General features: G+C 57.2%; 12 protein-coding genes. 2 read left to right on the top strand and 10 right to left on the bottom strand.

Translation table 11 applies throughout. The features are described 5' to 3' along the window. The first annotated feature begins 176 nt into the window (after window positions 1-176). Window positions 177-2,360 carry a YcdB/YcdC domain-containing protein gene (locus TAMC210_RS02645; RefSeq protein WP_173297240.1) on the top strand — a complete coding sequence of 728 codons (2,184 nt, stop codon included), beginning with the start codon at window positions 177-179 and terminating at the stop codon, window positions 2,358-2,360. Between the two features lie 147 nt (window positions 2,361-2,507). Here the strand turns inward: TAMC210_RS02645 and TAMC210_RS02640 are convergent, their stop codons facing one another. From TAMC210_RS02640 to hisZ, 4 genes are all read right to left on the bottom strand, one after another. After that, window positions 2,508-3,329 carry a DUF4367 domain-containing protein gene (locus TAMC210_RS02640; protein ID WP_173297239.1) on the bottom strand — a complete coding sequence of 274 codons (822 nt, stop codon included), beginning with the start codon at window positions 3,327-3,329 and terminating at the stop codon, window positions 2,508-2,510. Further along, window positions 3,323-3,847 carry an RNA polymerase sigma factor gene (locus tag TAMC210_RS02635; protein ID WP_173297238.1) on the bottom strand — a complete coding sequence of 175 codons (525 nt, stop codon included), beginning with the start codon at window positions 3,845-3,847 and terminating at the stop codon, window positions 3,323-3,325. Before TAMC210_RS02635 ends, TAMC210_RS02640 begins: the two co-directional genes overlap by 7 nt. A gap of 206 nt (window positions 3,848-4,053) precedes the next feature. Beyond that, window positions 4,054-4,749, bottom strand: coding sequence for an ATP phosphoribosyltransferase (gene hisG, locus TAMC210_RS02630; RefSeq protein ID WP_173297237.1), 696 nt, complete (start codon window positions 4,747-4,749; stop codon window positions 4,054-4,056). After that, complete coding sequence (gene hisZ / locus TAMC210_RS02625; protein ID WP_173297236.1) at window positions 4,746-5,936, bottom strand: ATP phosphoribosyltransferase regulatory subunit; 1,191 nt, start codon at window positions 5,934-5,936, stop codon at window positions 4,746-4,748. The genes hisG and hisZ overlap by 4 nt, the downstream gene beginning before the upstream one ends. A gap of 282 nt (window positions 5,937-6,218) precedes the next feature. Between hisZ and TAMC210_RS02620 the strand changes: the two genes are divergently transcribed. Continuing rightward, window positions 6,219-7,604: an MATE family efflux transporter gene (locus TAMC210_RS02620; RefSeq protein WP_173297235.1), complete on the top strand. Its 1,386-nt coding sequence runs from the start codon at window positions 6,219-6,221 to the stop codon at window positions 7,602-7,604. A 49-nt stretch (window positions 7,605-7,653) separates the two neighbouring features. On the opposite strand, the gene TAMC210_RS02615 is transcribed toward TAMC210_RS02620, so the two are convergent. From TAMC210_RS02615 to TAMC210_RS02590, 6 genes are all read right to left on the bottom strand, one after another. Next, entirely contained in the window at window positions 7,654-8,064 is a 411-nt protein-coding gene (locus TAMC210_RS02615; protein ID WP_173297234.1) for a hemerythrin domain-containing protein, read from the bottom strand. 447 nt (window positions 8,065-8,511) lie between these two features. Further along, window positions 8,512-8,805, bottom strand: coding sequence for a carboxymuconolactone decarboxylase family protein (locus TAMC210_RS02610; protein WP_173297233.1), 294 nt, complete (start codon window positions 8,803-8,805; stop codon window positions 8,512-8,514). 125 nt (window positions 8,806-8,930) lie between these two features. Further along, window positions 8,931-9,572: a hypothetical protein gene (locus TAMC210_RS02605; protein ID WP_173297232.1), complete on the bottom strand. Its 642-nt coding sequence runs from the start codon at window positions 9,570-9,572 to the stop codon at window positions 8,931-8,933. Window positions 9,573-9,830: 258 nt separating this feature from the next. Continuing rightward, window positions 9,831-10,067: a hypothetical protein gene (locus TAMC210_RS02600; protein ID WP_173297231.1), complete on the bottom strand. Its 237-nt coding sequence runs from the start codon at window positions 10,065-10,067 to the stop codon at window positions 9,831-9,833. After that, entirely contained in the window at window positions 10,068-11,375 is a 1,308-nt protein-coding gene (locus tag TAMC210_RS02595; protein WP_173297230.1) for a Ger(x)C family spore germination protein, read from the bottom strand. It lies immediately after the preceding gene. Next, window positions 11,372-12,478 carry a GerAB/ArcD/ProY family transporter gene (locus TAMC210_RS02590; RefSeq protein ID WP_173297229.1) on the bottom strand — a complete coding sequence of 369 codons (1,107 nt, stop codon included), beginning with the start codon at window positions 12,476-12,478 and terminating at the stop codon, window positions 11,372-11,374. Before TAMC210_RS02590 ends, TAMC210_RS02595 begins: the two co-directional genes overlap by 4 nt.

The raw sequence follows: 12,478 nt of genomic DNA, 5'->3' as shown, positions 1-12,478 counted from the left end.
CTCCTGTCGGAAGCACCCCTGGCCCTCTAAGAAAATACCAACCCAGGGAACCTTTTCCCGGCCCGAACCGTTACAATAGATGTCAGGGGAAAATAGGCCCGGGAAAGGAGGTAAAGAAGTACCCAGAGGGCGCCCCCTTGAATAGATCCACGAAAATTAAGGAGGTTCGGCAAGAAGTGGGCAAGCCTGACCGAGGTCTCATAAAGGGTACGCTGCTGGCAGCCGCTTTCCTTTGGACATGCCTGGCGCTGCTACCGGGAACCGCCCGGGCGGAGGTCCAACCCGCGGTGACCCTGGAACAGGCCATCGAGAAAGTTAAAGCCGTTTTCGAAGTGCCCGGGGACTTCACCCAGTTCTCCTCCAGCTACCAGCAGGACGAAGAAGGGCAAAGCTGGCACCTTACCTGGCAAAGGGCCCAAGAACCCGGCGGGACCATGAACGCCGCCGTAGACGCTCAAACGGGCGAGATCCTCAGTATGTACCTGTGGCGCCACAGGCCGGAAACCGGGGCCCAACTTCCGTCCCTTTCCCGCCAGGAGGCCCTCAAGACCGCCGAGGAACTCCTGCGCCGCCTGCACCCCTCGCGGCTAGAAGAATTGAGCCTGCAGGCCGGTGAAGAAGAGCTTTTACCCTTATGGGCCCGGCAACAATCCGCCTACAGTTTCCGCTGGCAACGCCTGGTTAACGGCATCCCCTTCCCTGCCGACGGCGTCTCTATCTCCGTGGACGCCCAGACGGGCCAGGTAACCTCTTACAATTTGCGGTGGACCCGGGCGGAGTTTCCCGATGCTACTAAAGCTATTTCCCCGGAAAGGGCCCGTCAAGCCTTTGACCAGGCAGGAATGCTCAAGCTCCAGTACTTCCGCCCGTATCCCACCGAGCCCAAAAAGAAAATGCCGGTAATGCTCGTCTACCGCTTGGACCATCCGTCCGGCGGCGCCATAGACGCCTTGACGGGAGAGCCCGTAGACCTGGACGGCGGGTGGATGGGAAGCCCCGGTGGGGACGGCATGGGGGCCTACGATCGGGCCGCCAAACAGGCTCTTGAACAGCCCTCCACTCCCCTTACCCCGGAAGAGATCCGGGAGATCCAGGAAACCACCAGGCTCATCTCCCAGCAGGAGGCCGAGGCCGTCGTACGCCAATGGGTTAGCATCCCCCAGGATTGCAAACTTGATAATGCCGCCCTAACGGCCGACACCTGGACGGATCCGCCCCTGCGCACCTGGAACTTCTCCTGGAGCACACAACAAGACGGCGACAACTACCGCTACGTTCACGCCCGGGTTAACGCCGTCACCGGTGAACTGCTGAGCTTCCATATAGGCCCCTCTCCCGGTGAAAGCGAGAAAGAAGCGCGGAAGCTCACCCGCAAGGAGGCCCAAGCCAAGGCCGAGGCCTTCCTCCAGAAGATCCAGCCCGAACGCTTCCGCCAGGTGGAACTGGTGGAAGACCGGTATCTGGGGCCCATACGTCCCCTGGAAGAAGAACTTCCGGCTTACCACGTTTTTTACTACCGCCGGCTGGTAAATGACGTCCCTTACCCGGAGGACGGCTTCAGTATTACCGTGGATGCGGCCACCGGCGATATTACTTCTTATAACCTCGCCTGGTCCGATCTGGATTTCCCGCGGGCCGAGGGGATATTATCTGCCGGAGAAGCCGTCGAACGGTATCTCTCCCGCCAGCCTCTAACCTTAAGCTACGTCGAGATTTATCGCCCCCGGGGAGACCGGGAGATAAAGCTGGTATATCGTCCTACAGTTCTTCCGGGCGCCGTAGGGGCGGCCATGATCGAGGCCAAGACGGGCGAAGCCTTAGACTGGCAGGGAAAACCGGTGGCCCAGCAGCCGCGGCCCTACCGCTTTACCGATATCGCGGGTCACTGGGCGGAGAAGGAGATCTCCCTCCTCGGCCAGGCCGGTCTGTTCGGCGAGTATGGTAATACCTTCCGCCCCCAGGAAAGGATTAAGGCAGCCCAACTGCTACGGGCCATGATAGGCGCCCAGGACGGCGTGCCGGCCACCGCCGGTCTGTCCGATGAACAGGTGCTGGACAGGGCCAGACTGCGCGGCTGGGTAAAGGAGAACTTGGCACCGGGCGATGAGGTGAGCCGCCAGATGCTGGCCCGCCTGATGGTGCGCTTCCTGGGCCTCGACCGGGCGGCCCGGGCTCGGGACATCTACAGGGTGCCCTTCGCGGACGCCGGAGAGATACCCTCCGATTCCCTCGGCTACGTGGCCTTGAGCTATGGTCTGGACATCCTGCAGGGGGACGGCCGGCTATTCCGGCCCGAGGAGCCGGTATCCCGCGCCGAAGCTGCCGTAGCCCTGGCGAGAACCCTGAATATGGAAAAATAGTAACGCGGCTAGTAACGGCCAGGCCCCCGGCGTTTTTGCCGGGGGCCTGTTCTCTTCCCTCTAACCCCCGGGCAACCCATCATCTGACCCCCAAACCCTTCTCCCGGAGGAAATGCGCCACCTCTGCCCCGCGGAAGGGACACGCGCTCACTCCTGTGCCGGACCCGGGGCCTTGCCGAGGGAAGCCGCAATTCTAATGATATCTTCTTTCGCGATGTTCCCCTTTACCTGCACGGCTACCTGGTCTTCATCCTGAAAATACAGGGTGTAAGAATGCCCATCCGAAGTTAACCGCGCCTCCCGGCCCTCAACGGTGATGATCTCCTCCTGAGCCCCGGGGCCGACGGAAAAGGCACTCCCTTCCTCCGCCGCTCTAGTCTGAAGGATTTCTACCGTCTGGGAACCCTTTCCGTAAAGAAGCCTAACGCGGCCGACGTCAGCCCCTTCGGTTTCCGCCGGGTCCACTTCCACACCCTTGAGCTCGAATCCCGGAGGCAAGTAGGCCGGCAGCTTTACGGCAAAGGGAAACTCTTTATCCTCCAGTTCGGCGCGCAACGCCCTTCCTGCCTCCGGCGCCGCGGCTGCTAAAGGTCCTTGCTGGTCCAGTGTAATTTTCGGAGCACCTTGGGTAATACGGGGCAAAGCGCTGCTTCCCTCCTGCCCCTCGTTCACCATCGTGTCCCGCCCTTGCGCCAAGCCCAAGACTTGGCGGGCCCAACCGGCAATCCCATCAGGATAAAAAACGGCCGGTACACCGGCTAACAGGAATACCAAAACGGCCGCGGCGACCAAATACCGCCTCCGGCGACTCTTTTTCTCTTGTGAGCGCCTCCTCTGGACCGCCCGCCAAACCTCGGCCCACTGGTCATCGGTGGGTGTGGGAAGAGACTGCCTCTCTATCTCCCGGATGATGACTTCTTTTAACAGCCGCTCCCAATAGCCCTCGTGAGCCATCTCCAGGGTCAACACCTCCTGAGCTCCCGCACTTCCCGGGCCACCTCGCATTTGCGTTTAAGGTAGCTTAGGGCCCGGTGCAATCGTGATTTCACCGTACCCTCCTTAACCTGCATAATCTCGGCCGTTTCTCTCACCGAAAAATCGCAGTAAAAACGCAGATAGATAATTTGTCTATAAGTGGCTGGCAATTCTTGCAACAATTGGTATATCAGGACTTTATTTTCAGTGGCCAGAAAACCGGAGTCTTGTGAGCTCCTTCCGGCCGCAGCCTGCTCCCGCGCCTGTGACTTCCTGTGTTTGCGCCACAGATCGATGGCCTTGCGAGCGGTAACCGTTTTGAGCCACCGCAAGAAATTATCTTCTCCGGGCAACTTGTCGAAATGGGTGAAAACTTCGATAAAGGCCTCCTGGGTAGCATCTTCCGCCAGGTTGTAATCTTTAAGTATCGCCCAGGCCGTGTAAAAGGCCTGGCCATAAAAGCTTTCATAGATGACACGAAACTGTTTTTCATCCCGGGAGGGGTAACCCAAAACTAAACACCAGCCCTTCCCTCTGGGGTAATAAAATGATACGGTACCGGCGGGACGTCCGGACTTATACGGGTCGGCGTCGCCGCGAGGGTCTTCTTCCCACGGCCCTTGCGCGCGTCCTCTATCGAAATTAGGACGAGAAAGGCGAGATTGGGGACTTGCTGTCAAAGGAATACTAATTAATGCCTTTCAAGGAGAATCATAAACTAACTTGATAAAATTTGGAAGTCCCTTTTTTCGCCCAGATTATTGCTCGCCCGCCGCAGCCTTTCCACCAGGGGCTGGAGCCGCTCGTGGTGCATGCGGTAGCTCACTCTATTGGCAATAAGCCGGGCTGTGGCCTGAAAGATAGGCTTTACTTCCACCAGGTCGTTCTCCCTTAATGTCCTACCCGTAGAAACGATATCCACAATGAGGTCCGCCAGGCCCACCTGGGGGGCCAGCTCGATATTTCCATGCAGCTTAATGATCTCTACCTGCTGCCCAAGGTCAGAAAAGAAGCGGGCCGCCACCCGGGGAAACTTGGTGGCCACCCGGCGGCTCCCGGCCAGCAGGGTTTCCAGGGAACCCCCGGCTTCTTCCCACTGCCGTCGCGGAGCAGCAACTACAAAGCGGCAGTAGCCAAACCCCAAGTCTACCAGTTCGAATACATCGGCTCCGCTTTCCACCAGGGTATCCTTCCCTACGATCCCCAGGTCGGCCGCCCCATGTTCCACATAAGTAGGCACATCAGTCGGCCGGCAGATGATATAGCGCAGGGATTCTCGAGGAAAACTGAAAGTGAGCTGCCTCGCTTCTGTGGAAACCCCCTCTACCGGCAAGCCTGCGACGGCCAAAAGTTTTAAGGTCTCATGCCCCAACTTCCCCTTGGGCAGGGCTAAGGTCACCACCACGTCATTCATTCCCCTTCACCCCTGGATGATACCCACACGGGAGTGAGCTTCCGTTCCGCCGCTTCCCCGGCGGCCTCTTCCGGGGTCTTCAGGCCCCAAGCCAGTTGCACCCGTGCCCCGGTAAGCCGCAATTCCCGGGCCCGGAGGAGAACCTCCGCCAGGTCCTCCCCGGCCACCAAGTAACCGGTAGGGCTCTCCTCGGGGGGCGAACCCAGGCCGTTCCTCACCGTTAACACCCGCTCCAGCCCCACCGCAAATCCGGTAGCCGGGCAAGGATAGCCGAACTCCTGTAACAGCTCGTCGTATCGGCCCCCGCCCAAGACGGGAAACCCCAGGCCGGCCGTATAACCTTCAAATACGAGGCCGGTGTAATAATCGAAATCCCTCAAAATGCCCAGGTCGATGAAGAGGTAGGATCCCAGACCGTAGCGTTCCAGGACGGCCAGAACTTCTTCCAAATGCTCCAGGGGCTCCCGGGCGGCCTTCATTTTGCTAAGAGGACCGGCTCCCCGCAGGGCCTCCCGGCCACCGTGCAGAGTAAAGAGCAGTTCCAGGCACCGCCGGGCATCGCCCTTGAGGCCGTATTCCTCACAAAGGTAACTCAAGCGCACCCAGTCTTTGCCCACCATGGCTTCCTTCACCCTCGCCAAGGCCTCCCCTGGCAGGTTCAGCTCGGCCAGTACTCCCTTAGTCACCGCCACCTGTCCCAAACCTATCCGGAATTCTTTGAGGCCAGCTTGCAGGAGGGCCTCTACCGCCAGGGCCACTACTTCACAGTCGGCTCCCACGCCGCTGGCCCCCAGGAGCTCTACGCCGGCCTGATTGAACTCCCGACGCCGGCCGCGGGCGGGGTCTTCATACCGGAACACGGTAGCACTGTAGCAGAGGCGCAAGGGAAGCTTCTCCCTTTTGAGGCGGGTAGCTACCAGGCGGGCTATAGGCGCGGTCATCTCCGGCCGCAGGGCCAAAACCCTCCCCTGCCGGTCGATGAACTTATACAGCACATCCTCGCTGCCGTTGGCCTGTCCGGCCTGGAAAACTTCCACGAACTCAAAGGTTGGGGTTACCACCTCCTGGTAACCCCAGCCCTGGAAAAGCGTTAGCAGTTTATATTCCAAATCCCGTTTGGCCGCCGCCGCTCCGGGGAGAAAATCATCAACCCCCTCGGGCAACTGCAGTTGTCGGTTAAGATTCAAAGCGGCCTCACCTCGGAATAAAATTGAATCCGGTATACTGCTACCGTAATAATATCACCTAGCCTAAAGAAGGGGCAAGGGCCATTTTGCCTGGCAGCCGGAGGAGATCTCCTCATGCTTTTAACCTCCCAGTTCCGATTTCTCCTTTAACCCCTCGGCTCTGGCTTGCTTTTTATCTTTATTTATGTTAAAAGTCTTGCCATACGAATGCCGAACAACCCTTCGTTACCGCCGCGGGAACGGCCGGATTTCCAATTAGAAGAGGGGAGTGAAAGAGCTAATATGGAAAAAACGAGGGGAGCCCGTGAACTGGAGCTGGCCCCGGTCGGCCGCTTGCTGTGGAAATTTTCGCTCCCGGCCATAGCGGGAATGCTGGTGAACGCCCTTTATAACGTCGTAGACAGGATATTTGTGGGAAGGGGAGTCGGGCCGCTGGCCATAGCGGCGACCACCGTGGCCTTTCCCCTGATGATGGTGCTTATGGCCCTTACCATGCTGGTAGGCATGGGAGCTACTGCCCTCATTTCCATCCGCCTGGGAGAAAGGAAAAAGGAAGAGGCCGAGGTCGTAGCCGGGAACGCCCTGACCCTCCTGGTGCTGGTGGCCCTTAGCGCTTCCGCGGTCGGCCTTGCTTTCCTCCGGCCTTTGCTCTCAAGTTTTGGCGCTCTGGAAAACGTCCTACCCTATGCTCTGGAGTACACGCGCATAATACTTCTAGGCAATGTGCTCATGAGCGTGGGGTTCGGCCTCAGCAGCATGATCAGGGGCGAAGGTCAGCCGTTCCTGGCTATGGTTATCAACATCGTAGGGGCCCTAAGTAACATCATTCTGGACTATGTAACAGTTTTCTCCCTGGGCATGGGCATCAAAGGCGCGGCCCTGGCTACGGTCGTCTCCCAGGGCATATCTGCTGCCTGGGCTATGTACTACTATGTTTCCGGGCGCAGCGTGGTAAGACTCTCCGTACGCAACCTTGTCCTGCGCCGTTCTGCCTGCCTGAAGATTTTCTCGGTCGGCTTCCCCCATCTCGCCCTGCAATTGGTCCACAGCTTGCAGCAGGTAATTTTTAACAGGGGCCTCTCCCATTACGGTGGGGATTTGGCCATTGCCGCGGTGGGCGTCGTTTTCAGTCTGGGAACTTTCATGTTTATGCCCGTCATGGGCATTTCTCAGGCCGCCCAGCCCATCATCGGTTTCAACTACGGGGCACGGAGAATGGACCGGGTGAAAGAAGCCCTCAAGCTGGCCAGTTTCTGGGCCACGGTAATTATAGGTGTCGGCTATACCGTCACCAGGATATGGCCGGAAGAACTCGTTGCTTTGTTCGGCCGTCAGGACCCGCAGTTAATAAGCCTGGCCGTCGAGGCCATGCGCATACTCTTTTTCGTACTCCCCCTCATAGGGTTTCAGATTGTGGGTTCGGGGTATTTCCAGGCTACGGGCAAGCCCCTCCAAGGCACCTTGCTTACCCTGTCGCGCCAGGTTCTCTTGCTCATACCCCTCCTTCTCGTTCTTCCGCGGTTCTGGGGCCTGCACGGGGTATGGTGGAGCCTACCCGTGTCCGACTTGGGCTCCACTTTGCTGACGGCGGCCTTCCTGTATTACGATTTTCGGTCAGAAGCGGCAAATTCGAGGAATATCCCGGCTCTGAGCAAGGAGGGTTCTTAGGGCCGGGCGCCTACCGGCCCTTAACCGGCCCTGCCTTGTGAAGGGGGTTCTATAGATTTTTAACCAAGGGATACAGCTCGTCCTCTTCAAGGCGGATGCGTTTGGTCAAGGCCGAGGCGAGGTCCCTTACGTCGGCCAGGAATCGGGCCGGATCTTCTTTGATGGCCCCGGTAGACGCGTACCTAGTCCTAAAGCGCTCGAAGGCCTCCCTGAGGCCGCCCATCTCCTGGATGAACCTCTGCGCCTTTTCCCGCACCTGCCCGTCCGGGTGTTTGAGGAGAACGGGGTACAGCCCCCGATCTTCCTGGGCCAGGTGGACCTTCACCTTGCCGGAAAGCTCCCCCAGCTTAATGAGGAGCTCGAACGGCCGGCCGGAAATATGCTCCCTTCCCATCTCCTCAATGTCGCCCAAGAGGCCCATAATCTCCTTATGCTGCCTTACCAGGGTCTCCGTTAACATAAGTATCTCTCCCCTCTTTTTGGCCCCTATTATAGAGCACCTCCCAAAAGAGGAGAGTGAGGAACATCACTCTGGGAACCCAAAAATTGTCACGGTTCTTTGTGATCTGGATCACATCTGAAGCGGGAATTATGGGAAGGGCCAAGACGGTTAACAGCACGACAATCCCTGGGTGACGAGGCGTCGTTCCCTACTAGGCCGGCAAATCTGCTGACATTAAAGGGGAAGACTCTACCACGGTCACGGTCGCTGTGGAAATTGCGGAAGGAACAGCGGAGAGGAATAATGCAAGCCTGCCCAGTATCGCCCATACCCTGGGTGGTCAACAACCGTAGCGGGAGTCCCCGTCCTTGTGATGAGGTAAGGTAAGACCCCCTGGGTCTTTAATAAACCGAGGAGGTCTTCCCGCTTCAGGAGCATGGTCCCATCTTCGAAGGAGCCGCCCATTTACCGATAGGCCGCATCGGCCGCCACCAGAACGCCGTTGCCGGCCACAAAGTAGGCCAGGCGCAGGGCTTCCCGGATTTCCTCCTCGCTGGCGCCCAGCTGGCGGGCCTGCCGGGCCAAGACGGCTACCCCCTCGCCGGCGCCGTGGGCGGCGTCCAGGGCAAGGGTAATCAGGGTCTTAGTTTTGGCGTCCAGGGCACCAGGGCCCATGGCCGCTTCGGCCACAGCTCTGACGGCCCGGTAAAACTCGGGATCCCGTTCTGCTAAAGCTTCAACAAAGGGCGGTAGGGGCATAATTAAAACGCCTCCTCACTCATTTTAATTGTCTTGTTGGCCTCAATTATTCTCTTTCCCGCCGAAGAATTCCTGCCGGGAACGCCTTATAAGTCCCCACCCCGCGGCTTCCGGCAGCTGCTCTCTCAAATTACCGGAACCCCAACTTCCAAGGATTTGGCCCACCCTTTCTGGAGCACCGGATCGTAGTAAACAAAGCAGATCTTGAACGGTTGGGGTTGGCCGGAATTGCTTCTTTTTCTAAATGCCAGGCTGGTGAAACCTTGTTCAAAAGAGGTTGCATGCAGCACCCATGCAAAACGTTCTTCACTGTGCTTGACCCAGTTGTATTCTGGATGATATTTTAAAACCTTGTCGATAATATCGTGAGGTAAAGATCTAACGGTATGCAGTTTAATTTCACTACGCATGGTGCCCGCATATGTCCAGTACTCTTGATCGGGAATAATGATGATATATGGTGGATAATAAAGTCTGTTCTCATCTTCGAGACGCTTTTGCGGACTTAGTTCCCAATAGACGGCTACTTCTATCGCCCGTTTCATTTCGTCCTCATACTCATCATCTGTACGACCGTGGTCTATTAGGCCAAAATAGGAACGATATCCAAAAACAGAGCTAAAGGGATAGACTTTAGCATTGAATGAAATGTCCTCCGGCCCGGGAATGATAGGGGTAACAGAGCGGCGGCCCAACCAGAAAAAGCCTGTTGAAAAAATTATTGCAACAATAATAATCCGAACAAAAGATAACGAGCTTCCGGGCATATTTAACTTCCCTCCTACACCAAAGCAAGCCTCTAAGCCTGGTGTGGGGTGTCCCAAAAATCGTAAATATACTCTGAGAAGGTAGCCGCCACCGAGGTCAGTATATCACAACGTATAGCCACGTCAAAGCATTTTTGTAACCATGCTTCTGCCACATCACGCCGGAACAGAGCTAAATCAAAATCCATGTTGCCAGGGCTTTACGATAATATCGGACGTCCAAGATATCTTCCTTCTTAACAAGCCGCCCAAGATTATTCACAGCGATCCTAAAAATGTCTCCAAGAGCCGGAATAAGGGTACCATGAGGCGTTCCATCCAATCGGTAGGATTGGGTAACGGCAAATTTAAGACCAGGGCGAGGCTCAGGGCCAGTCCGAGGGACCACACCACGCCCATCACTGCCAGTTCACTGTACTTCTTCTGTCGATACAAAGGGACGGCCTCCCCGTAGGCGATAAGGAGAAAAGCCACGGCGATTAAGAAAATGAACATTTACCTGCCCCCCGGAGAAGTCTCCTTGCCGCTGGTGTTGCCGCGGATGGCTTCTACCGAAGCGTAGGTCATGCCCACCCTCCTCACCTCCATCTGGCTCTCTACCCTTACCTCGACTCCGGCAAAGATTTCGTTCCAATTGTCCTGCACTTGCCGCCATAATTTAGGTTGCTCGCGGTGGAGGACTTCACCGAATCCGAACATGTCCACTTTCAGTTCCTTCTGGGCTTTATTCAAGGCGGCCTGCACCCTCCTCTCCAGTTCCCGGCGCAGGGCATCTTCCATGACCTTAAGCTGGGCCGGGTCCTTTAGGGAATCGGGGCACGTGTGCTCGGTAAGGTCGCCCTCGGCCGTAATTTTGACCAGAAAGCTAATTTTGTTGCCCGCTACCTGGGGTTTGACCTTGGTTTGGGAGCGGTAGAAGCGGACCGCCACCTGCCCCTCCGGATGAGCAGGGCAATTAAAGGTAATGACGCCCTCCCTCACTTCCCCCCGCAACCACATGGTGCCCAGGGTCTCCAAATGATTGAGATATCCTACCAGTTTATCATCTTTAAAAACTCCCGCCCCATCGAAACGTATGGCTGCCGGGCCGTCCTGATCCTGTTTACGACCCTCTCCCCCGCCTTCGCCTCCCTGGCTTGCACCGCCTTGCCGGTCCCCTCCGCCTTGGGTCTTGCTCCCGCTGTGTTCTTCGGGAGAAAGCAGAACCACCCGCGGCACTACCGGATTATCTCCCTTGGCCTGCCACATGGCAAATAGATCCTTTAACTCTACTCTTAAAATCACATGGCTGTTCAAGATGCCGGTGATGATGCTCCCCGGGTTGAGCTCGATCCCAGGGGGCAAATCCAACACGCGACGTGCTTCGCCCTCGGTAATGATGACCACCGTATCCAGGCGCATCTGGCGGTCGCGGCTAAACCAGTCTAAACTCTGTAAGCCCCTGCGTGCCAGCCCGTCCCCCAGGATGATCACCCGGTTGTGGGCCCAAAAAACACGGCGAGGAATATGTTCCTCCAGACGGCGAGTGGCTTCGGCAAAATTGTCGGCCACGGCAGTAACAATTTCTCCCGGCATCCTGGTGCCGCCCCCGCCCCCGGCTCCCATGGGCTGCCCGCCGCCGATTTCGCGGGGGTTGATGATAAAGACGCTCAAGCGAACCTGGTTCTCTTCTTCCGCGTCCAGGGCAGCGGCCATTATGAGGGCCAGTTCTTCGATTTCCCGCCGGCTCCAGCACCCGGCCAGCACCAGGCCTATGAGGGCGAGGGAAAGGAGGGGGAACAAGGGACGGAAGTATCTCCTCATGGTCTTCCCCCCTCAACCTTCCTGACCAGCGCCATAAAGCCCAAGCTAAAGGGAATGATGAATTCCCATATTAAAGCCCAAATAGGAAAAACTTGCTCCACGAAAAAGAACACGCGGGTAAGGCTATCAAAAAGCCAGGTGGACAGGACGACCGTCAGGGCAGCCAGGGGTGCACAGAGGGGACGATATTCGGTCAAATTGGCAGCCGTAGCCAGGCCCAAAGCTGCAATATACAGGTTTAGAGTAACCTTGATAAAGACTCCTCCCACCCAAATGGCCATAAAGAGCACTTCGATGCGTTCCAGGAAATTGCCGATGCTTATCACCCGGGCGAGGGAGAAGGCCAGAAAGGTGAGGCGCGCCGCCTCGGAAGCGCCGAAGACCAGAAGGCCTCCTATCACGGTTAAAGTCAAGAATAACAGGATGCCAGCCAGGCCCAGAACCAGGCTTTTCTTCACCCCCTGGGTAGGTTGAATAAAGGCGCCAATGATGGCCATAACGATGATTTCCCCTGTAAACCCCAAGGCGATGAACGCGCCTAATAAAAGGGAGCCAAGGCCTCCTTCGAAGAGGGGGAAAAGGTTGCGAGGGGACATCTTAGGGGTAACTAGCACCAGGACAATAACGAAAAAGCTGACCATGAGGGGAAGAATAAACTGGGCCGACCGCGCGATTACTTCCAGGCCGTTGCGGGCCGCGTAAATGGTCAAGGCGGTAAGGGTAACGGTGAAAACGATGAGGGGGGTTTCGGGCATGACGGCGGTCACCAGAAACTCGCCGAACTCCCGCAGGACAATGGCGTTCAATTGCACAAAGGCCAGGACATAGAATAAGGCAAAGGCCTTGCCCAGGATTTTCCCCAGGATGGCCTCACTGGCCTGAAAAAGGGTTTTTCCCGGAAACCGACCCAGTAACCAACCAATCAGGACCGCTAGGGGTACGGTGAGCAGAGTGGCCACTACGACGGCTATCCATGCATCTTGCTGGGCCCTCGAAACTAGAAGGCTCGGTAGAAAAAGAATGGCCGTGGGCAAGACGCTGAACCACAGCAAAATCGCTCCCTGCCATGGATCGATAAAACCTTCTTCCCGGCTACCCAGCAC

Origin of the sequence: Thermanaeromonas sp. C210 (assembly GCF_013167955.1) — a bacterium.
GTDB lineage: Bacteria > Bacillota > DSM-521 > Neomoorellales > Neomoorellaceae > UBA12545.
The sequence above is the reverse complement of the archived record's forward strand: the minus strand, read 5'-3'. Positions and strand labels throughout refer to the sequence as shown.